Annotated in this window: 18 protein-coding genes and 1 pseudogene; 7 read left to right on the top strand and 12 right to left on the bottom strand. The window is 66.9% G+C overall.

The genetic code is table 11. From position 1 onward, the window contains the following. Positions 1-25: 25 nt before the first annotated feature. A complete protein-coding gene (locus ACIGJC_RS07780; protein WP_483711418.1) occupies positions 26-1,030 on the bottom strand; it encodes a cysteine synthase A in 1,005 nt (334 codons plus the stop codon). Positions 1,031-1,134: 104 nt separating this feature from the next. Further along, positions 1,135-1,428, bottom strand: a complete 294-nt coding sequence (locus ACIGJC_RS07775; protein ID WP_483711417.1) for a putative quinol monooxygenase — start codon at positions 1,426-1,428, stop codon at positions 1,135-1,137. Positions 1,429-1,648: 220 nt separating this feature from the next. Here ACIGJC_RS07775 and ACIGJC_RS07770 point away from each other — a divergent pair, with 220 nt between their 5' ends. Then, a complete protein-coding gene (locus ACIGJC_RS07770) occupies positions 1,649-2,884 on the top strand; it encodes a cyclic di-GMP phosphodiesterase (protein WP_483711416.1) in 1,236 nt (411 codons plus the stop codon). Positions 2,885-2,973: 89 nt separating this feature from the next. Continuing rightward, on the top strand, positions 2,974-4,296 hold the full coding sequence (locus ACIGJC_RS07765) for a mechanosensitive ion channel family protein (protein ID WP_483711415.1): 1,323 nt from the start codon (positions 2,974-2,976) through the stop codon (positions 4,294-4,296). Between the two features lie 3 nt (positions 4,297-4,299). Here the strand turns inward: ACIGJC_RS07765 and purT are convergent, their stop codons facing one another. Beyond that, the gene (gene purT / locus ACIGJC_RS07760; RefSeq protein WP_483711414.1) at positions 4,300-5,505 is read right to left on the bottom strand and encodes a formate-dependent phosphoribosylglycinamide formyltransferase; all 1,206 of its coding nucleotides are present in this window, start codon (positions 5,503-5,505) and stop codon (positions 4,300-4,302) included. A gap of 233 nt (positions 5,506-5,738) precedes the next feature. Here purT and ACIGJC_RS07755 point away from each other — a divergent pair, with 233 nt between their 5' ends. Then, positions 5,739-6,935: a BamA/TamA family outer membrane protein gene (locus ACIGJC_RS07755; RefSeq protein WP_483711413.1), complete on the top strand. Its 1,197-nt coding sequence runs from the start codon at positions 5,739-5,741 to the stop codon at positions 6,933-6,935. 45 nt (positions 6,936-6,980) lie between these two features. Here the strand turns inward: ACIGJC_RS07755 and ACIGJC_RS07750 are convergent, their stop codons facing one another. The 5 genes from ACIGJC_RS07750 to ACIGJC_RS07730 all read right to left on the bottom strand — a co-directional run bounded on the left by ACIGJC_RS07750 (position 6,981) and on the right by ACIGJC_RS07730 (position 12,414). Beyond that, positions 6,981-8,150, bottom strand: a complete 1,170-nt coding sequence (locus ACIGJC_RS07750) for an MFS transporter (protein WP_483711412.1) — start codon at positions 8,148-8,150, stop codon at positions 6,981-6,983. Between the two features lie 275 nt (positions 8,151-8,425). Beyond that, a complete protein-coding gene (locus ACIGJC_RS07745; protein WP_483711411.1) occupies positions 8,426-9,427 on the bottom strand; it encodes a Bug family tripartite tricarboxylate transporter substrate binding protein in 1,002 nt (333 codons plus the stop codon). A 146-nt stretch (positions 9,428-9,573) separates the two neighbouring features. Then, positions 9,574-10,338 (bottom strand): crotonase/enoyl-CoA hydratase family protein, encoded by a 765-nt coding sequence (locus tag ACIGJC_RS07740; protein WP_483711410.1) that lies wholly within the window; start codon positions 10,336-10,338, stop codon positions 9,574-9,576. A 45-nt stretch (positions 10,339-10,383) separates the two neighbouring features. Then, the gene (locus tag ACIGJC_RS07735) at positions 10,384-11,151 is read right to left on the bottom strand and encodes an SDR family NAD(P)-dependent oxidoreductase (protein ID WP_483711409.1); all 768 of its coding nucleotides are present in this window, start codon (positions 11,149-11,151) and stop codon (positions 10,384-10,386) included. An 84-nt stretch (positions 11,152-11,235) separates the two neighbouring features. After that, a complete protein-coding gene (locus ACIGJC_RS07730) occupies positions 11,236-12,414 on the bottom strand; it encodes a thiolase family protein (protein WP_483711408.1) in 1,179 nt (392 codons plus the stop codon). Between the two features lie 250 nt (positions 12,415-12,664). Between ACIGJC_RS07730 and ACIGJC_RS07725 the strand changes: the two genes are divergently transcribed. Both ACIGJC_RS07725 and ACIGJC_RS07720 read left to right on the top strand, forming a co-directional pair. Beyond that, positions 12,665-13,465 carry an IclR family transcriptional regulator gene (locus ACIGJC_RS07725; protein WP_483711407.1) on the top strand — a complete coding sequence of 267 codons (801 nt, stop codon included), beginning with the start codon at positions 12,665-12,667 and terminating at the stop codon, positions 13,463-13,465. Between the two features lie 105 nt (positions 13,466-13,570). Next, a pseudogene (locus tag ACIGJC_RS07720) lies at positions 13,571-13,860 on the top strand (nucleotidyltransferase family protein). A 57-nt stretch (positions 13,861-13,917) separates the two neighbouring features. Here ACIGJC_RS07720 and ACIGJC_RS07715 read toward each other — a convergent pair. Further along, positions 13,918-14,715, bottom strand: coding sequence for a crotonase/enoyl-CoA hydratase family protein (locus ACIGJC_RS07715; protein WP_483711406.1), 798 nt, complete (start codon positions 14,713-14,715; stop codon positions 13,918-13,920). Positions 14,716-14,988: 273 nt separating this feature from the next. Here ACIGJC_RS07715 and ACIGJC_RS07710 point away from each other — a divergent pair, with 273 nt between their 5' ends. Both ACIGJC_RS07710 and ACIGJC_RS07705 read left to right on the top strand, forming a co-directional pair. Next, positions 14,989-16,209, top strand: a complete 1,221-nt coding sequence (locus ACIGJC_RS07710; RefSeq protein WP_483711405.1) for a CaiB/BaiF CoA transferase family protein — start codon at positions 14,989-14,991, stop codon at positions 16,207-16,209. A 110-nt stretch (positions 16,210-16,319) separates the two neighbouring features. Further along, on the top strand, positions 16,320-17,240 hold the full coding sequence (locus tag ACIGJC_RS07705) for a Bug family tripartite tricarboxylate transporter substrate binding protein (RefSeq protein ID WP_483711491.1): 921 nt from the start codon (positions 16,320-16,322) through the stop codon (positions 17,238-17,240). 82 nt (positions 17,241-17,322) lie between these two features. Here ACIGJC_RS07705 and ACIGJC_RS07700 read toward each other — a convergent pair whose 3' ends face one another. The 3 genes from ACIGJC_RS07700 to ACIGJC_RS07690 all read right to left on the bottom strand — a co-directional run bounded on the left by ACIGJC_RS07700 (position 17,323) and on the right by ACIGJC_RS07690 (position 20,911). Beyond that, a complete protein-coding gene (locus ACIGJC_RS07700; RefSeq protein ID WP_483711404.1) occupies positions 17,323-18,318 on the bottom strand; it encodes a Bug family tripartite tricarboxylate transporter substrate binding protein in 996 nt (331 codons plus the stop codon). Between the two features lie 59 nt (positions 18,319-18,377). Next, a complete protein-coding gene (locus ACIGJC_RS07695) occupies positions 18,378-19,805 on the bottom strand; it encodes an amidase (RefSeq protein WP_483711403.1) in 1,428 nt (475 codons plus the stop codon). 116 nt (positions 19,806-19,921) lie between these two features. After that, on the bottom strand, positions 19,922-20,911 hold the full coding sequence (locus ACIGJC_RS07690; protein WP_483711402.1) for a SphA family protein: 990 nt from the start codon (positions 20,909-20,911) through the stop codon (positions 19,922-19,924). Positions 20,912-21,374 lie beyond the last annotated feature (463 nt).

Genomic DNA, 21,374 nt, shown 5'->3' with positions numbered 1-21,374 from the left:
GAGGACTGAGGGCGGATCGAGGGCGCTAGCCCGCATGCGGCGACGCGTGCGTGAATGGCGTCGGAACCAGCCCCTTGCCGGCCAGCCAATCGTGATTGAACAGCCGTCCGAAGTAAAGATCGCCGCGGTCGCAGAGCAGGGTGACGATGCGATGGCCCGGGCCCATTTCGCGCGCCAGCGCGACGGCGGCCGCGACGTTGATGCCCGTGGAGCCGCCCAGGAACAGCCCTTCCTCGCGCAGCAGGCGATAGACCATGTCGACGCAGGCCTGATCGTCGACCCGCACGGCGTCGTCGATCACGGTGTCCTGCAGGTTCGCGGTGACGCGGCTGGAACCGATGCCCTCGGTGATCGAGCTGCCTTCGGACTTCAGTTCGCGGTGCTTGACGAAGTTGTAGAGGCTGCTGCCGCAGGGATCGGCGAGCACGATGCGCACGCGCGGATTGTGTTCCTTCAGGCAGCGCGAGATCCCTGCCAGCGAGCCGCCGGTACCGGTGGCGCAGACGAAAGCGTCGAGGTGTCCGGCGGTGTCATGCCAGATTTCCGGGCCGGTGGTTTCGTAGTGGGCCTGGCGATTGGCCACGTTGTCGAACTGGTTGGCCCAGATGGCGTTATCGGTCTGCGCCGCCAGCCGGCCGGCAATCTTCTGGTAGTTGTCCGGGTCGGCGTACGGCTTGGCCGGGACCGCGCGCACCTCGGCGCCGAGCATGCTCAGGCGCGCCATCTTCTCGGGGGACTGCGTATCGGGAATGACCACGATGCAGTGGTAGCCGCGCGCCGCGCAGATATGCGCCAGGCCGATGCCGGTATTGCCCGCGGTGCCTTCGACGACCGTGCCGCCCGGCCGCAGCGTGCCGCGGCGTTCGGCGTCGCGGATGATGTAGAGGGCGGCGCGGTCCTTGACCGAACCGCCGGGATTCAGGAATTCAGCCTTGCCATAGATGTCGCAGCCGGTCTCGGCGCTCAACCCGCCGAGCCGGATCAGCGGCGTATGTCCGATCGTGCCGACAAAACCATCCCTGACATCCATGGCGCGCTCCTGCCACGCCCCGCAAGGCATGGGGCGTCATCCAGAGTGATAGACCGGGCAGCGGAGATTGACAAGACAGGCGGCGCGCGGCGCCGTTGGCACCGTTAGGCCGCGTTCAGCCAGCGGAAGTCGAAATCGCCTTCGAGCAGCTCCTGCCGCGTGGCGTGGAAGTCACGCATATATTCGCGGTTCAGGTGCGATTCCAGCGCGCCCTTGGAGTCCCAGACCATGTAGACCACGACAACCTGGGCATCCTCTGCGTCCTGTCCGACGTGGTAGTTCAGGCAGCCCGGCTCCGTCAACCCGCGCGAGCGCAGCGAATCGAGCTGGGAAACCAGAGCTTCGCGGCGATTGGTCTTGGCGCGGGCAATGCCGACTAGCGTGTACGTTCTGGACATGGGATGACCGGCGAGCGTCTGCGGGCGTCTGGTAAGCGATTGGCGGGCCATTGTAGCCGGGCCCGGCCGTGTGGCGGGAATGCCCGAGGAGCCCGTCTGGACATTGTCCGGTGGCTTGACAGCGGCGGCCGGCTCCGTTCCAGCTGCATATTTTCCTAAAGTCCTGGCCGCGGCTGCCGATATGGGGCGGAACGAGGCACCATTTCACACGGGGCAATGCATGTTGAGACGAATCAAGGCGGAGCAACTGCAGGTCGGCATGTTCGTTGCCAAGCTGGGCGGGCCCTGGCATGCGCGGGCATTCTCTCGATCGAAGTTCCTGGTGACCAGCGAGGATCAGGTCGGCCAGATCCGGTCTTCGGGCGTGCAGGAGCTGTGGATCGACATCCTCAAGGGCCGCAACGCGCCAACGCCGCCGGCGGCGCTGAACCCCTGGGAGACGCCGGAGCCGGATCCCGCGCCAGTCCCCGCCATCGGCCTGGAGGCCGAGTTCGGCCACGCGCGCGAGTTGCTGCAGTCGGGCAAGTCAGTGATCGGCTCGATGTTCACCGACGTGCGCATGGGGCGCGCGCTGGAGGTCGACGGCGCGCTGCTGCTGGTGGACTCGGCGTCGCAGTCGCTGTCGCGGCATTCGCAGGCTCTGATCGCACTGGCGCGGCTCAAGGCGCGCGATGACTATAGCTACATGCACGCATTCGCCATGTGCGCGCTGATGGTCGCGGTCGGGCGGACCATGGAACTGCCGCCCGAAGAGGTCCGCGACCTGGGCCTGGCCGGCCTGGTGCATGACATCGGCAAGCTGACGCTGCCCGAGGCCGTGCTGCACAAGCCCGCTTCGCGCAAGCCCGGCGAGGACGAGGAGATCCGCCGCCATCCGTCAACGGGCTACCGCATCCTGAACGAAGCGCGCGTGAACGCCAATGTCGTGCTGGACGTGTGCGTGCACCACCACGAGCGCGTGGACGGACGCGGCTATCCGTTCGGGCTGATGGGGCGCGAACTGAGCGTCCACGCCAAGATCGCGGCCATTTGCGACACGTACGATTCCCTGACTTCCAGCCGCCCGGGCCACCAGGAATGGTCGCCCGCGCGCGCCATGGAATACATGGCGGTACGCGTCGACACGCTGTTCGACCGCCGCGTGTTCAAGGCCTTTACGCGTACCGTGGGCATCTACCCGCTCGGCACGGTGCTGCGGCTGCGCTCGAACCGGCTGGCGGTAGTCTGCGCCCAGCATGAATCCGAGCCGCTGCGGCCGCGCGTGATGGCGTTCTACTCGGTGGCGGACTCGCGTGCGCTGCCGCCGCAGGTCATCGACCTGCGCCAAAGCGACGACAGCGTGGTGGCTTTTGAAGACCCGGCCGACTGGGGCTATACCGACGAACAGTTGCTTGCGATGTACGCGGGGCAGGGGCAGCCCGGCGCGGCGGAGGCCACGGCGATGCCCGCCGCCTAGCCGGCAGGGGGGCAAAGGAGGCCCGCCCGCGCGCTGCCGCCGCGTTTTTGTACACTGGGCGGCTGAGTGAACCGCCTATTCGTGCTTTCATGGACTTCGATGCCCTGCCGGACCTGATCCAGCACTCCATGCCCACCCGCCCGTGGGCGCAGAACCTTGTCTACATGGCGATCCTGATCCTGGTCGCCACGGTCGCCCAGTGGCTGGTGGCCAAGGTGGTATCGCGCGTGGCGCACCGGCTGCTGGTCATGGCCGGCAACGGCCGCTGGAGCAAGGGGCTCATGCGTCACCGCGTGTACCGGCGCTTCGGCTATGCCGTGTGGTTTGCGGTGATTACCGTAGGCGCCGACGAGGTCCCGAATATCGGCCGCTACGCGCAAGCCGTCGAACGGATCACGCATGCGGGCACGTGGGTCTGCATCTTCATGATGATGATCGGCGCGCTGGGCGCCTGGCAAGACGTTTATGCCGGCAGCACGCGCGCGCAGACACGCTCGATCAAGGGCTACGTGCAGGTGGGGCGGCTGGGCCTGTGGCTGGTGTGCGGCGTGCTGGTGCTGTCGATCCTGATCGACCGCTCGCCACTGTGGATGCTGTCGGGCATCGGCGCGTTGTCCGCGGTGCTGCTGCTGGTATTCAAGGATACGCTGCTGTCGCTGGTGGCCAGCACGCAGCTGACCTCGAACGACATGCTGCGCATCGGCGACTGGATCGAGATGCCGCAATGCAATGCCGACGGCTACGTCAAGGACATCGCCCTGCATACGGTGAAGGTGCAGAACTGGGACAACACCGTGACTACGGTGCCGACCTACAAGCTGTTTTCGGAAAGCTACCGCAACTACCGCCAGATGTTCGAATCTGGCGCGCGCCGCATCAAGCGCACGCTGCGCCTCGACGCCGGCAGCGTGCGGTTCCTGAGCGACGACGAAGTCCATGCGCTGATGCGCTTCCGCCTGCTGCACGACTACCTGGAACAAAAGCAGGCCGAAGTCGACGAGGCCAACCGGCTGCTGGTCGAGGCCGGCAGCGATGCGGTCAACCGCCGCCGTCTGACCAATATCGGCACCTTCCGCGCGTATGGCATTGCCTACCTGAAGGCGCATCCGGAGATCCACCAGGACCTGCTTCTCAACGTGCGCATGATGGAGCCCGATTCGCACGGCATCCCGGTCGAGGTCTACTGCTTCACGCGGCTGACCGGGTGGATGGACTACGAACGCATCCAGGGCGATCTGTTCGACCACCTGCTGGCGATCCTGCCCGAACTGAGCCTGCGCCTGTACCAGGCGCCCTCAGGCGCGGACCTGACCGGGGCACGCACCAATTCCCTGCTGGCCGCGGCGCAGGTTGCGGCGGCGCAAGTGGCGCAAGTGGCGACACCCGAGAAGAAGGCATCGCCGATGCGGTAAGCATCAGCCCGCCACGCGCGGCTTGACGCGGCTGGCCGCCTCCTTGGCGCGCGCGCGCGCGGTGTCGACATCGTCGGCATAGGCCAGCGCCACGCCCATGCGGCGCGTGGTGAAGCTTTCCGGCTTGCCGAACAGACGGACCTCGGTCTGCGGCACGCGCAGCGCCTCGGCCACACCGTCGAATACGACGCCCCGGGCCTCCACGCCGCCGTAGATCACGGCGCTGGCACCGGGGCTCTTCAGCGCCGTGCTGACCGGCAGGCCCAGGATGGCGCGCGCGTGCAGCTCGAACTCGTTCTGCCATTGCGTGGCCATGGTGACCATGCCGGTATCGTGGGGGCGCGGGCTGACTTCGCTGAACCAGACCTGCTCGCCCTTGACGAACAGTTCCACGCCGAACAGGCCCTGGCCGCCGAGGTCCGACGTGACCGCGCGTGCAATGTGCTCCGCCTTTTCCAGCGCCGCCGGGTGCATCGGGTGCGGCTGCCAGCTTTCGACGTAATCGCCGCTGACCTGGACGTGGCCGATCGGCGCGCAGAAGTGGGTTTCGACCTGGCCATCGGCGCCGAGCGCGCGCACCGTCAGCAGGGTGATCTCGTAGTCGAAGTCGATAAAGCCTTCCACGATGATGCGGCCGTGGCTGACGCGTCCGCCTGCCATGGCGTACTCCCACGCAGCCTTGACGCCTTCGGGGCCGTCGATTTTGCTCTGGCCTTTACCGGAGCTGCTCATGACCGGCTTGACCACGCACGGGTAGCCGATGCCGCCGTCGATCGCGGCTTGCAGTTCTTCGAGCGAATCGCAGAACTTGTACGGGCTGGTCGGCAGGCCCAGGGTTTCGGCGGCGAGCCGGCGGATGCCTTCGCGGTCCATGGTCAGGCGCGCGGCGCGCGCGGTGGGAATCACGCGCACCACGCCGGCGGCTTCGAGCTGCTCAAGCATCGGCGTGGCGATGGCCTCGATCTCGGGCACCACAAGCTGCGGCTTTTCCGCCTCGATCAGCGCCTTGAGCTGTGCCGGGTCGCTCATGGCGATGGTGCGCGCGTGGTGGGCGACCTGCTGGCCGGGTGCGTTCTCGTAGCGGTCCACGGCAATCGTTTCCACACCAAGCCGCTGCAGCGCAATCAGCACTTCCTTGCCGAGCTCGCCGGAGCCGAGCAGCATGACCTTGGTGGCCGAAGGGGAAAGGGGGGTTCCGAGGGTCGTCATGGGGCGTGGTGGCGCGGAGCTGGGAAACCCCGCATTGTAGTGCAGGCGGGCGGCGGATCCGGCCGCATGCCGCCCAGCAACGGTGCCACGAGCGCACGCGCGGACCATGCCGTTGAATTCGTGCTTCGAAAAGTTTCATGACGGCAGGCCAAGTCTGGCCGCCATGCCGGGATACATTCGGCCTTGACCTTAAACCACGGCGTGCGGCAAGCCGGACGCACACGTAGATCAGCATGAGAACCCTGCCACCATCTGCCCGGAACACGATGGCCGCGCTACTGGCCGCGCTGGGACTGGCGACCTGGGGTCCGGCGCTGGCGCAGGACGCCGCACCACCAATGGCACCGGCGTCGCCAGAAGCGAAGCCCGCGCGCAGCCTGTCCTTCTTCGATCCCGAGGACGGCATGTTCGACGCGAGCGACTACCTGCTCAACCACAAAGGTGCGCTGCCGGTCCCGACCATCATCACCGAGCCTGCGGTGGGCTATGGCTTCGGACTCGGGCTGGTGTTCTTCTCGGAGTCCATGGCCGAAGCCGCCGCCAATGCGAGGGCATCCGGCAAGGGCCCTGCGCCGCCGAATATCACGGTGGTTGGCGGCGCCTACACGGAAAATGGCACCTGGGCGGCTGGCCTGGGCCATTTCCACACCTGGGACGGCGACCGCTACCGGTATCTCGGCGCGATTGCAAAAGTGGATGCCCAGCTCGATTACTTTGGTCAGCTGAACCAGGCGCGCGCCTACGAATTGCAGGGCAACTTCCTGGTACAGCAGTTCCTGGTCCGCATCGGTGACTCGCCCTGGTACGTGGGGCCACGCTACGTCATGTTCGATTCATCGGCCACGTTCAAGTTTGGCAGCGCCACCGAGTTGGGGAATATCGAAAAGGACCAGCGCATCGGCAAGGGCGGCATCGTGGTCGACTACGACTCGCGCGACAACATCTTCTATCCGAACCGCGGCAGCTATGCCGAACTGGAAGCACAGTTTGCACGCGTCGGTTTCGGCAGCACGCAGACCTTCAATATGTACAACGCGCGCGGCTTCACCTGGCTGCCGCTGGCACGCACGCTGATCCTGGGGCTGCGCGCCGACACGCGCTTTTCCACCGGCGATGTCCCGTTCTACGCGCAGCCTTACGTCGACCTGCGTGGCGTGCAGAAGGGCCGCTACCAGGACCGCAATGCCGTCATGGCGGAAATGGAGCTGCGCTGGGATGTCACGCCGCGCTGGTCGGTGCTGGGCTTCACCGGGACCGGCAAGGCCTATGGGCGCTGGAATGACTTCTCCGATGCCAGCAATGTCTACAGCGTGGGGGCGGGCTTTCGCTACATGATCGCGCGCAAGCTCGGGGTATCGATGGGTATCGACGTCGCCCACAGCAAGGGGCAGAACGCCTTCTACATCCAGGTCGGCAGCGCGTGGCACTGAGCCGTCGCGGCGCGACGGCTCATGGTGACAGGCCTGATACCGGGACTAAGTGGCGGCGAGTGCGGGCGGTCGGCGCTGCGTCGCTACGGCAAAGGCGATCTGCGCCAGCCCCGCGCTCAGGCCGAGCCCCACGCCGACCTGCCACGCCAGCGTGTACGATCCCAGCGCGTCATACACCAGGCCACCACCGAACGCGCCGACAAAGCTGCCGATCTGGTGGCTGAAGAAGGCCATGCCAGCGATCATGGCCTGCCAGCGCAGCCCGAAGGTCTCGCCGATCCAGCCCGCCACCAGGGGGGCCACGCCAAGCCAGAGGAAACCCATCACGGCCGCGAACACCAGCGTGCTCGCCGGCGTGGGTGCCGACGAGAAATACCAGGTCAGCGCCAGCGAGCGGATGGTGTAGATGCTGCCCAGCAGCAAGAGCTTGTTGACGCGCCCGCCGGCCCAGCCGAAGAAGATGCTGCCCAGCACGTTGAAGCCGCCGATGACGCCTAGCGCCTTCGCGCTGAGCATCGGGTCCATGCCGCAGATATCGAGGTATGAGGGCAGGTGCGTGGTAAGGAAGACCAGCTGCATGCCACAAACGAAATAGGCCATCGCCATGACCAGGAACGGTACGTGGCGCAGGGCCGATCCCAGCGCCTGGCGCGCGTTGCCCTGGTCCGCCCCTTGCGGCGTAGCGACAGGCAGGCGGTCCACGCGGCCGGCGAACCAGGCAGCGGGCAGCATCACCAATGCCAGGACGACGAACGCCGCCACGCCGGTGCGCCAGCCGAACGACTGCGAGACCACCTGGCCAATCGGCGCCGCGATCAGCGCACCCAGCGAGCCGGCGCCCGATACCAGGCCCAGCACCGTGCTGCGCATGGCCGCCGGCACCGGCCGCGCCGCTACCGCCATGGAGATGGCGCTTCCCGTGCACGCCATCGACGCGCCGATGGCCACGCCCGCGCCGAGTGTCACGCCTACCATTCCGTGCGAGGTGCACAGCAGCACCAGCCCGATCACATAGAGCAGCGAGCCAGTCATCATCAACGGCCGGAAGCCAACGCGCGCGGCCCACGCGCCCGCGAGCGGCTGCAGCAGTCCCCAGGCCAGGTTTTGCACGGCAATGGCGACGGTGAAGTCGGACACCGAAATGCCAAGGTCCTTCGTCAGCGGCGGCATGAAGATGCCCAGGCTCTGGCGCAGGCCCATAGCCAGGCTCAGCATGACGGAGGCGCCGACGAGAATGGGGAGCGCCGGGCGGAGCGCGTGGAAGCGGGAGGGCACGGGGGACGTCTCGGGTCGTTATTGTTGTCCCGATGACTCGCGCCATTTCACATGAGGATTAAGCAGGCGCTGAATTCACCGAGTGAAGCCAGCGTAGGGGCTGGCCGGACGGGTGTCAATGTGGCTGGCACCCGCCCGGTGGCTCGCGGCAAATGTCCTGTGCGGCTATCGGTCAGGCCCGCGCAGACTTCGCTCGCAGGCGTCGCGAAGGTACCTCAGTCGAGGCTGACTTTGGATGCCTTGATGGTCTCGCCCCAGCGCTTCACCTCGCTGTCGACGAGCGCCGCGAACTTCGTTTGTGGTTCGCCACCAGCGATGCCGCCCATCTCGCGGAACTTGGCCACGATCTCGGGATCGCGCATGGCCTTGACCAGCGCCTCCTGCAGCGCGGCAAGGACCGCGGGCGGGGTCTTCGCCGGCGCGAAAACGCCAAGCCAGCCCATTACCACGAAATCCCTGATCCCGGCCTGTTCCATGGTCGGCACATCGGGCAGGCCGGGCAGGCGCTCGGCGCTGGTGACGGCCAGCGCGCGCAGCTTGCCGGCGCGGATATGCGGCAACGCCTGCGTCATGTTGTCGAACATGAACGTCGTTTCGCCTGCGAGCAGCGAGGTGGTGGCCGGCGTGGACCCTTTGTACGGCACATGGATGACTTCGGTGCCGGTGCGCAACCGGAACAGCTCCGAGGTCAGGTGCGTGGTCTGGCCGATGCCCGCCGAGGCATACGAGTACTTCCCGGGCGACTTCTTCAACTGCGCGACCAGATCGGCCACGGTCTTGTACCGCGACTGCGCGTTGACGACCAGCACGTTCGGGAAGGAGATCATGTCCGTAAGCGGCACGAAATCCTGAGGCTTGTAGGTCAGTTTGCTGTAGGCGCTGTAATTGATGGCGTGCGAGCCGGTGTTGCCGACCAGCAGCGTGTAGCCGTCGGCGGCCGCACGCATGAACGTCTGCGTGCCGATGATGCCGCCGCTGCCGGGGCGGTTGTCTACCACGACGGGCTGGCCGAGCAGGACCGACAGCTTCTGCGCGACGAGGCGCGTCGGGATATCGGTGGTGCCGCCGGGCGCGCCGGGCACGATGATGGTGATGGGCTTGTCGGGCCACGCGGATGCGGCCTGCGCGGCGTAGGGCAGGGCGGCCGCGCCCAGGATGCCCGGAAGCATCAGCGCGGCGGAAGTCTTGAACAGCGATTGTGGCAGCCGGGTGATCATGGTGGTCTCCTCCATGGTTTTGTCTGTGGTGCTGCAGTGCTGCAAGGCGTGGATGGCAGTGCGGCCGGCGCAAAAGGCCGGCCGCACGGGCAAGGGTTACCGCTTCATGCCGCTTATTTGCCGCTTATTTGCCGCTTACTTGCCGCTTACTTGCCAGTCCACACCGGCTTGCGCTTCTCCGCGAACGCGGCCGCGCCTTCGCGCGCATCGGCCGAAGAGAACACCGGCGCAACGATCGGGCGCTGGCGCTCGAACATCTCGGCCGCCGACCAGTCAGCCGATTCGCTGACGATCTGCTTGCTGACCGCCACGGCCATCGGGCCATTGGCGCCGACTTCCCCGGCCAGCGCCAGCGCGGCTTCGAGCGCCTGGCCCGGCTCGGTCAGGCGATTGACCAGGCCGTAGGCATGAGCCTGCTCGGCGCCGAGCAGATTGCCGGTCAGGGCGTACTCCATGGCGATGTGGTACGGCATGCGGCGCGGCAGGCGCATCAGGCCGCCAGCGGCGGCCGCCAGGCCGCGCTTGACTTCGGGCAGGCCGAACTTGGCGGCCTTCGAAGCCACGATCAGGTCGCAGGCGAGGGCCATTTCAAAGCCGCCGGCCAGGGCATAGCCTTCGACGGCGGCGATCAGGACCTTGCGCGGCGGCGCCTCGGTCAGGCCGCCGAAGCCGCGGCCCGGCAGGCTCGGGCGCTTGCCCGCCAGGAAGCCCTTGAGGTCCATGCCGGAGCAGAAGGTGCCGCCCGCGCCGGTCAGGATGGCCACGCTCAGGTCGTCGCGCGACTCGAGCTGGTCGAGCGCGGCGGCCAACGCCGTCGCGGTCTCGAAGTCCATGGCGTTGCGCGCCTCGGGCCGGTTCATGGTGATCAGCAGGATGTTGCCGCGTGTTTCGAGTTGCAGCGTTTCGCTCATGCTTGTCCTTGGTTCCTTGGGATCGGTCGTGAAGAAATCAGCGGCTCAGCGCGGGGCCATCCGGATGGCGCCATCCAGGCGGATGGTTTCGCCGTTGAGCATGATGTTCTCGAGGATGTGCAGGGCGGTCGAGGCGTACTCGTCCGGCGCGCCCAGGCGCGCGGGGTGCGGCACCATGGCGCCCAGCGAGGTGCGCACGTTTTCCGGCAGCTTGGCCAGCAGCGGCGTGTCGAACAGGCCGGGGGCAATCGTGCAGACGCGGATGGCGCGTTGCGCCAGGTCACGCGCGGCCACCAGCGTCATGCCGACGATGCCGGCCTTGGCCGACGAATACGGAATCTGGCCGATCTGGCCCTCATAGGCGGCCACCGAAGCGGTCAGCACGCAGGCGCCGCGCTCGCCGTCCACAATTTCATTCCTGGCCATGCGGGCGGCGCCCAGGCGCAGCGCATTGAACGTGCCGATCAGGTTGATGCGCACCACCGATTCGTACTTCTCCAGCGAGCCCGGCGAGCCGTCCTTCTCGACCACGCGCACTGGGGCGCCCAGGCCGGCGCAGTGAACCAGCGCGCGCAGCGGGCCGAGCGCTTCGGCGGCGTCATAGACAGCGTTCATCTGGTCGGTGTCGCAGACATCGGCCTTGACGAAGCGCGCCTTGGGGCCGAGTTCGTCGACGGCGGCATGGCCGCGTTCTTCGGACAGGTCGGCGATCACCACGCTCACGCCACGCTCGATCAGGCGGCGTGCGGTGGCCAGGCCCAGGCCGGACGCGCCGCCGGTCACGACGGCGGACATATCAGCGGTCAGTTTCATCTTGAGTCTCCGGTGCTATTCAGGAATTGGGGTGTTCGGGAAATACAGCGCAGGCCGGGAAAGATCCCGGCCTGCGCAAAAGCGTTACAGGCGTTCGATGATGGTCGCGTTGGCCATGCCGCCGGCCTCGCACATCGACTGCAGGCCGTAGCGGCCGCCGCTGTCTTCCAGCGCATGCAGCATGGTGGTCATCAGGCGCACGCCCGACGCACCGAGCGGGTGGCCCAGCGCGATCGCGCCGCCACGCGGGTTCAGGCGCGCAGCATCGGCGCCCAGCGCCTTCTGCCAGGCCAGCGGCACGCAGGCAAACGCCTCGTTGATCTCGTAGTGGTCGATCTGGTCGAGGTTCAGGCCGCTCTTCCTGATGGCGCGCTGGCTGGCGGGGATCGGTGCGGTCAGCATCATCACCGGATCGTCGCCGCACACGTCGAAGGCCACGAAGCGCGCACGCGGCTTCAGGCCCAGGCGCTGTGCCATCGATTCGCTCATCAGCAGCATGGCCGAGGCGCCGTCGCTGATCTGCGAGGCATTGCCCGCGGTCACGTTCCAGCCGATCTGCGGGAAACGCGCGCTCAGTTCGTCATTGCGGAACGAGGCCTGCAGCGTGCCGAGTTTCTCGACCGACGTGCCGGCGCGGATGGTCTCGTCATGCTCGACCACGCCGTTGGGCGTGACGATCGGCAGGATCTCGCGGCGGAACGCGCCGGCTTCGCGCGCGGCGGCGGCCAGTTCGTGCGAGCGGGCCGAGTAGCCGTCCATCTGTTCGCGCGACAGTTCGTACTTGGCGGCCACCAGTTCGGCGGCGACGCCCTGCGACACCAGGCCCGGCGCGTAGCGCGCTTCCATCGACGGGCCGTAGGGATTCTGGCCGATACGCGCCGAACCCATCGGCACGCGGCTCATCGACTCGATGCCGCACGCGATCACGATGTCATAGGCGCCGGCCATGATGCCCTGCGCGGCGAAGTGCACGGCCTGCTGGCTGGAGCCGCACTTGCGATCGATGGTGGTGGCCGGCACGTGGTCGGGCAAGCCAGCAGCCAGCCAGGCCACGCGGCCCGGGCCGGCGGATTGCTCACCGGCCTGCGTGACACAGCCCGTGATGACGTCGTCCACCAGGCCAGGGTCCAGCTTGTTGCGCTCGACCAGGCCCTTGAGCACCTGGGCCAGCAGTTCGGTGGCGTGCAGTTCGGTGAAAGCCGAACCCGGCTTGGAGCGGCCCATCGGGCTGCGGATGGCGTCGACGATGACGGCTTGTTGCATGCGGTTGTCTCCTGAAAAGCAGCTTCGGATAGCGAGTGACGAGCGACGGATCGGATATTGAGACGTTGGTATCGAAAAGTGATCGTCGGATACGATGATTTGGGATTCTCGCGTCGGAAATTTGCCACGTAAACCCAAAATACCGGATTTGACTTCGGAAAAAGCGAAGGGCAACATCCGGGTTTTGAGACACTGGTATCAAAAAACTCCAGACTCCGACGTTGATATGGCTAATGAATCACAGATTTCGATGACGTCGCCGCCTGTTGGGGGTGGTGAGGCCGAAGGCGAAGCTCGCCTGGTCAGTGCGCTGGCGCGCGGCATTTCCATCCTCAACTGCTTCTCGCCGACCGTGCAGGAGCTGAGCAGCCGGGAACTGATGGAGCGCACCGGCCTGGCCAAGCCGACCCTGTTCCGCTTGCTCGACACCTTGTGCGAACTGGGCCTGCTGCATTATTCGGAACGCCTGTCGCGCTACGTGCCGGGCGTCGGGCTGGTGAACCTGGCCGCGCCGGCGCTGGCGCGCATGACGGTGCGGCAGCTCGCGCGCCCGCTGATGCAGGAGCTGGCCGACCACATCGAAGGGCAGGTGGAACTGATGGTCGGCAACGGGCACACGCTGACCTATGTTGAAATCGCGCAGGGAGCCCGCAGCCATGTCTATCGTCCGGAGGTCGGTACGCGTGTGTCGATGTCGCGCACGGCATCCGGCCGTGCCTATCTGTCGATGATGGGCGATGCGGAGCGCAACGCATTCCTGGAGCACCTGCGCGTTACGGATCCACAGCGTGAAACCTGGCTGCGGGGAAGGCTGGCGGAGGCGGCGCACGACCTGGAAGCGCACGGCTTCTGCCGGGGCCACCGCGACCTGCATCGGGAAATCGAGTCGATCGCTGCGCCGATGCGCGCACGCCGCGACGGCGAGGCGTGGCTGTTCGCTGCGTCGGTGCCCGTGTTCGGCCAGCAGAGCAAGCAGTTGCTGGAAGACGTCGGGCCCCGGCTGGTCAGCCTGGTGCGGAATGTGGAGGGTTCGCTGGGGGCAGCGGGGTAGACGGAATCCGTAACGGTTGACGGGACACAATCGGCAGGAGGCGGTCCTGGAATTTCGAATCTCGTTTTCTTACCATCGCAGCAAGTTTTGATGGAAAGGATGCCCATGCGACCGTCGGTTGCGCTTGACATGAAGCGAAGCGCGGTGCGCGAAGCGACCAGCCGCTTCCGCGCAGCGAACCCGCGCGTCTTCGGCTCCGTGCTGATGGCACTGACGAGGATGGCAGTGACCTGGATCTGCTCGTCGATGCCTTGCCGGGTGCGACGTTGTTCGACCTCGGCGGCCTGCAGGATGAACTGGAGTCAATGCTCGGCATCCGCGTCGATCTGCTGACGCCTTCGGACCTGCCGCTGAAGTGGCGGGGCCAGGTGCTCGCGGAGGCACGGCCGGTATGAGCGGGAACCGCCTGCCTGACGCAATCTTAGGCGGCCAGGCCGCCCCGTCACACAAACTCAGTTCCCCGTGAACACCGGCTTGCGCTTCTCCAGGAACGCCTGCACCGCTTCGCGGTGATCGGCGGTCTGGTGCGACAGCGCCTGGTAGCCGGCCGAAAGTTCCAGCAGCGTGTCCAGCCGCGTATGCATACCTTCGCGCATCAGCCGCTTGGCCAGCCGCACGGCATGCGGCGGATTGGCGGCGATGCGCTCGGCCAGCGCGTGCGCCGCGGGCAGCAGTTCTTCCGCCGGCACCACGCGTGACACCAGGTTCCACTCCAGCGCCTGCTGGGCGCTGATGGGCTCGCCCGTGAAAATCATCTCGGCGGCGCGCGACAGCCCGATGACGCGCGGCAGCAGCCACGCGCCGCCATCGCCGGGGATGATGCCCAGCCGCACGAACGACTCCGCAAACTGCGCGCGCTCCGAGGCAATGCGCAGGTCGCACATGCAGGTCAGGTCCAGGCCGGCGCCCATGGCCGCACCGTTGACGGCGGCGATCACCGGCACCTCCAGGTTGAACAGCGCCAGCGGCAGGCGCTGGATGCCGCAGCGATAGTCCTGGCGGATCTCCATGCCGCTGACCTCGCCCGAGGCCTGGCGTTCCATGTCGCGGATATTGCCGCCCGACGAGAAGGCGGTGCCCGCACCCGTGATGATGACCGCGCGCACGCTGCGGTCGCCGTGGATGCGGTCGATGGCCGCCAGGAACTCGTCGACGGCGGTATTGCCGGTCAGCGGGTTGCGGCGCTCGGGCTCGTTCATGGTCAGGGTCACGATGTGGCCCTGCTGCTCGTAGCGAAGGAATTCAGCCATGTTGTGGTCTCTCCGTTTCTGAATCTGTGAATACTGCCTATAGCTTCGGGATGCCGGCCGGTTCGGCCGCGTCCGACCAGAGCGTCTTGCAGCCAAGGCTAAGGGGAGCGGCATGGCTTCGTCCAATATTCATTTGTTGCCAGGTGATATCCCTGAGATATCGGCGCCGAGCAAATGAATATTGGACACCGATGTCGGGGCACTCCTAAGCTGAGCTTCGGCTGTCCGCCTGGAGCAGCCGGGCAGCACAGACCAGGAACACGAAGGAGACACATGAAGAAAGCCCTCGGACACATCAGGGTGCTGGACCTCACGCGCGTGCTGGCCGGCCCCTGGGCCACGCAGAACCTTGCCGACATGGGCGCGGACGTGATCAAGATCGAGCGTCCCGGCGCCGGCGACGACACGCGCGCCTGGGGCCCGCCGTTCCTGCGCGACGCGCGCGGGCAGGAGACGCGCGATTCGTCCTACTTCCTCAGCGCGAACCGGGGCAAGCGCTCGGTGACCGTGGACATCGCCACGCCCGCGGGCCAGGCCATCATCCGCGACCTCGCGCGCGAGGCCGATGTGGTGGTCGAGAACTACAAGGTCGGCACGCTGGCGCGCTACGGGCTCGGCTACGAGGACCTGCGCGCCATCAACCCGCGGCTGGTGTACTGCTCGATCACCGGCTTCGGCCAGAGCGGGCCGTATGCGGCGCTGCCCGGCTATGACTTCGTGTTCCAGGGCATGGGCGGCCTGATGAGCATTACCGGCATGCCCGATGGCGAGCCCGGCGGCGGCCCGGTCAAGTCGGGCATCGCGATCACCGACCTGCTGACGGGCATGTACGCGACCACGGCCATCCTGGCCGCGCTGGAGCACCGCCATGTGAGCGGCGTGGGCCAGTACATCGACATGGCCTTGCTGGACTGCGTGGTGACCATCAACTCGTACCAGGCCATCAACTACTTCCTGTCGGGCAAGGTCCCGCAGCGCATGGGCAATGCGCACTCGAACATGGTTCCGTACCAGGTGTTTCGCTGCAAGGAAGGCGATGTCATCGTGGCCGTCGGCAATGACGGCCAGTACCGCGCGCTGTGCAAGGTGATCGGGCGGCCCGATCTGGCCGACGACGAGCGCTTCTCCACGGCCGGGAACCGCAACCGCAACCGCGAGGCACTGATCCCGCAGGTGGCCGAGGCCATGCTCGCGCGCACCATGACCGAATGGGTCGAGCTGCTGGAAGCCGCCAACGTGCCGTGCGGCCCCATCTACGACATGCAGCAGGTGTTCGAAGACCCGCAGGTGCGCCATCGGGAAATGCAGGTGTCGCTGCCGCACAGTGCCGGCATGAACGCGCCGGGGCTGGCCAATCCGATCCGGCTGTCGGATACGCCGATCCGCTACGAGCATTCCGCACCCACGCTGGGCGAGCACACCGACGAGGTCCTTGAGGGACTGGGCTACGACGCTGCGCGCATCGCAGCGTTGCGCAAGGACGGCGTGTTGTAGGACCAGCCGATGGTCGCTGCAAACCAGATACCAACCAGGAGGAGACAGCAGTGAAGACCAGATTCCCGTTGCGCCTCGCAGCTGCCGTTGCGGCAGCCGTTCTCAGCGTCATGGCTACGCCCGCAGGTTCGCAGACACGCGCGCAGCCGATTCGCTTTGTCGTGCCTTATCCGCCCGGCGGCGCGGCGGACCAGATCACGCGGCTGGTGGCACAGCAGGCCAGCTTCACGCTAGGCACGCCCATCGTGATCGACAACAAGGGTGGGGCGGGCGGCATCATCGCCGCCGAGACCGTGGCTCGGGCCGAGCCCGACGGCAAGACCTTCCTGGTGGGCTCCAATGCGCCGCTGGTCATCAACAGCGCGCTCTACACCACGCTGCCGTACGACCCGGTCAAGGACTTCAAGCCGGTGGCGGGCATGGGCAAGTCGCCGCTGCTGCTGGTCACGCGGCAGGACCTGCAGGTGAAGTCCGTGAAGGAGCTGGTGGCGCTGGGCAAGCAGTCGCCCGGCAAGCTCACCATGGGTTCGGCCAGCAGCGGCAATATCACGCACCTGGCCGGCGAATACGCGGCATCGCAGCTTGGCTTCAAGGTCACGCACGTGCCGTTCGCGGGCAGCGCGCCGGCCATCATCAGCCTGATGGGCAAGAACATCGACATCATGTTCGACGCCTTGCCTTCGTCGATGCAGCAGGCCAGGAGCGGCAAGCTGCATGCGCTGGCGATCCTGGACCGCAGCCGCTTTCCGCTGCTGCCGGACGTGCCCACCATGCAGGAGCTGGGCTATCCTGGGCTGGAGGCCAGCGCATGGTTCGGCGTCGTGGCGCCGTCGCGCACGCCTGATACGGTGGTGGCGGGGCTGAACCGTGCCATCAACGACGCGCTGAAGCAGCAGGACCTGCAGGACAAGCTGCACGCGATCGGCGCGCAGCCGATGCCGGGTTCGGCGGAGGCGTTTGGCCAGTTCGTGCGCGATGAGCGTGCGCGGTGGATTCCGCTGGCGAAGACGCTGGGGGTGAAGGCGGATTAGCGGTGCTCCCTCTCCCGCTTGCGGGAGAGGGGAGAAACCCCGTCGCTCACGGCGACGCGATCCGGCGCCTTGCACTCCTTCATCAGTCCTCCGCCACGAAGCCAGTCGCCTCCACGATCGGCCGCCACGCGGCGCGTTCGACCTGAATGCGATGCCGCGCTTCCTGCCCCGGCCTGGCCACCACCTCGAGCCCCAGCGCTTCCAGCTTGGCTGCCGTGGACGGGTTCGCCGACGCGGCCAGGAACATCTTCTCCACTTTGGCCAGTACATCGGGCTGCGTGCCGGCGGGCACGAACACGCCGTACCAGCTGGTCGCGTAGTCATACTGGCTGAAGCCCTGTTCCTTCATGGTGGGCACGTCGGGCAGCGCCTTGGCGCGCCGCGTGCCGCTCACGCCCAGGAACTGCAGCTTGCCGCCCTTGTAGAGCGGCATCATGCTGGCCACCGCATCCCAGCCGATCGACACATTGCCGCTGATCACGTCGACGAGCATCGGCGATGCGCCGCGATAGGCGGCCGGCGTAATGGCCACGCCTGCCGCCTTGCCCAGCGCGATCGTACCGAGATGGCCCGCGCTGCCGATCGTGGCCAGGCCCAGGCTGGCCTTGTCCGGATTGCGGCGCGCCCAGTCCAAGTATTCCTTCATGTTCTTGTAGGGCTGCTGCACGCCCGCGGCGACGACCGTTGGCACGTCGGTCAGCACGGCGGCCGGGACCAGGTCCTTGTCGGCGTCATACGACAGCTTCTTGTAGGTCAGCGGGAAAATGGTGAAGAGCGGCGACGGGCCGATGAACACGGTCTTGCCATCGGGCTTCGAGCGCTTGACGTAGTCCAGCGCCAGCCGCGCGGAGGCGCCGGGGCGGTTTTCCACGATGACCGTGCCGTGGCCATCCTGGCGCAACTGCTCGGCATAGATGCGCGCCAGGCTGTCGGCTGCACCGCCCGGCGCGTAGCCGACGATGATGTGCATGGGCTCGGCATTGTCCGCGGCGAATGCGGTAGCGGCGGGAACGGCCATGGCGACGGCGGATATCGCCAGAACGGAGAGCGAGAACTTGCGGCGTGAGGCTTGATACATGGCAGTGGGGCTGGCTGGCGAAGCGTTGAGAGCAGGAGGCACGGCGGAAAGGCGGACAGTCATGGCAGCGCCGGCCACCGGCCGGTCAGGCCGTGCGCGGCTTCGAACAGGGCAGCCACGCGCAGCAGTTCCGCATCGCCGCGAAACCGGCCCACGAGCTGGAAGCCGATCGGCAACCCGTCGCGGCCGAACCCGCAGGGCAGGCTGATGGCGGGGTGGCCCGTCATGTTGAAGGGCATGGTCCACGGGAACCAGTGGGCGCGGACGTCTTCATAAGCCGTGCCATCGATGTCGATGGTGCCGAACAGGTCCTGCCCAATCGGCAGCGCCGTGCGCGTCAGCGTGGGCATGGCGAGCAGGTCGCCGCGCTGCAGCAGCGCCTGCACGCGCTGGAACAGCCTGGAGCGCTCGAACATGGCCTGCTGGTATTCCACGCCGCTGAAGTGCGCGGCCGATTCGACCTGCCGCACGAAGGTGGGGCTGAGGTCGCTGCCATGCCGGGCGACGATATCGACGAAGCGCGTGCGCCAGACGGTGTGATTGATCGCGCGCCAGATCGGCTCCACGTCGAAGCCCTCGCCAGAGAAGGGCTCCAGCTCCGCGCCCAGCTCTGCCAGCTTCTGCAGGCTCGCCTCGAACGCGCTGGCGACATCGGCGGATACCAGCCGTCCCGGCGGCGCCGCGCAATACAGGACGCGCCGGCCGCGCAGGTCGCCGCGAGGCTGCGCGGCGTCGACATAATCCGGCGTGGGGATGCCGATCGACCACGGATCGCACGGATGCTCGCCAGCCATGGCCTGCATCATCAGGCCGGTGTCCGCGACCGTGCGCGTGGTCGGGGTGACATAGGTCTGGTTGCCGAACAGGTCCTGTGCCTGGCTGTGCGGGATCACGCCCTGGCTCTGCTTGATGCCCACCACGCCATTGCAGGCCGCCGGAATGCGCGTGGAACCGCCGCCGTCGGTCGCCACGGCCAACGGGGCGATGCCGGCGGCCACGGCCACCGCGGCGCCGCCGCTGGAGCCGCCGCTGGTCCGTTCCGCGCTCCACGCATTGCGGGTGCGCCCGAACAGCGGGGAATCGGTCAGGCACTTGGAGCCGAATTCGGGCGAGGTGGTCTTGGCCACCAGGATGGCCCCCTGCTCACGCAAGCGGCTGACCGCCACCGCATCCTCGGTCGGCACGTTGTCGCGCATGGGCACGGCGCCGAAGGTGGTGCGCACGCCGCGCGTATTGACGATGTCCTTGACGGTGAAGGGAATGCCGTGCAGCGGTCCCATGGGCTGGCCGGCCATCACCGCGTGCTCGGCCTCGCGGGCCGCCGCCAGCGCCTCGTCTGCGCATACGGTGATCAGGCAGTTCAGCTCGGGCTGGAGGCGCGCGGCGCGTTCCAGCACGGCCCGGACCACTTCCACCGGCGATACCTCCTTGCGCCGGATCCGGCCCTGCAGTTCGACGGCGGACAGAAAGCAAAGCGCGTCGCTCATCGTGATGGGTCTCCTGTGTTCCTAATGACAGGCGGGCCGGCGCGGATGCCCCGCGCCGGCCCGCCAGGCATCAAGGATACACAGGAGCGGCCTGCCGGGGCCGCCTTGCGCCTGTATTAGAAGACCAGCGTCGCGGTCCCCATGAATGTCCTGGTGCTGTCGATGCGGTTCTTGCTCGCCACGGTCGGGACCCAGCGCAGGCCGAGCGACAGCTTGCTTTTGGCGCCCACCTTGGTGTCGTACGTCACGATCGGGCCGAGCGCCCAGTCGTATCCGCGGAAGCCGTTGAGCCGGTCGGCGGTCGGGCCGCTGTCGCTGCCGAGCTGCTGCGTGGTGCCCGCCACCAGGCCAGCGCCGAAGCCATTGGCAAAGCGCTTGAGCACCATGGCATCGAGCGTGAACAGCGGGGCGTTCTGGTAGTCGGTGGCATTGTTGCGCGTGTAGAACTGGAGGCCGGCCACCGCGTCGAATTCCAGGCCGTGCTCGGGCAGCAGCCTGGTGAAGGCCACCTGCGGAATGAAGGTCCAGTTGTTCAGGCTCGGGTTGGCCAGCGCGTTCTTGTCATATTGCCCGGTCGGTGCCCAGATGTTCAGGCTGAGCGCCATGTGCGCCGTCTGGGAGAAGTGGTAGCCCGCGATCAGCGGCGTGAACGTGATATCGAACAGGTTCGATGACCGGTCTTCCGTGCGTCCCTGCAGGCGGCCGGCATTGAACGTCGCACCGACCTGTGTCCAGACATAGGGCAGGGTGAAGCTGGAGGCGAAGTTCCACGCGCCCGGACCGGTGTCCCAGACCTTCATGATGGTGGCCAGCGTGAACGCGATCTCCGCGTCGATGCCGGCCGAGGTCTGGCCGATGACCGGCACCTGCCGTCCACCACCGACCGACCCGTTCAGGTAGATCTCGCCAAGGTTGACCACGGTAACGGGCTCGGGCGCGACAATGCCGGCATTGGACAGCACGCTGGTACCCGTGACCGGCCGCCCCAGCGCGCCTTCGGTGGCCCGGGCGGGCACCCAGGCGGCGCCCAGGCAGGTGGCCAATGCCGCCGCGAGCAGGCGGAGCGAAAGGAGGCGGCGCGTGGGCCGGGCTGGCACGTCAGGCATGTTCTGTCCTCGGTGTCTGGCTGAGCGGGGGCGGGGCATGGCGAATCTGGACTTCTGGAATGTACTAAATTTAGTTTTCCAGCTACGCGCATTGTGGCCGTCGCGCGACGTGTCATGAAGTCAATGTTTTTATATCTGCATTAACAATGTCCCGAGGATGGGGCAGAGGACGTGCGCCCTCGGGTAGCGGCCATGCTCCTCATGTTCGACGCCGTCGGCCACGACCTCGAAGCCGGGTTCGTGCGCCAGCGTTGCGCATTCAGAATCTTTTTGCGGGGCAGTGAATTTTTTCGTGTGCCGTGCGGAGATGGGCCGTTCGGCCAGCCGGGCGGGCACAATTCAATGATCCCGAGGGCAGTATTGCTCACGCCTTGTGGCGGGACGGGTCGTTTGTGACGCGATTCATGACCCGATCGGGATGACCGGTGAAGCCGGTGCCGGAGTCCTCGCCATGACCGCAACC

This window comes from Cupriavidus sp. C3SS-1 (genome assembly GCF_057073755.1).
This window is presented reverse-complemented; position numbering and strand designations above follow the sequence as displayed.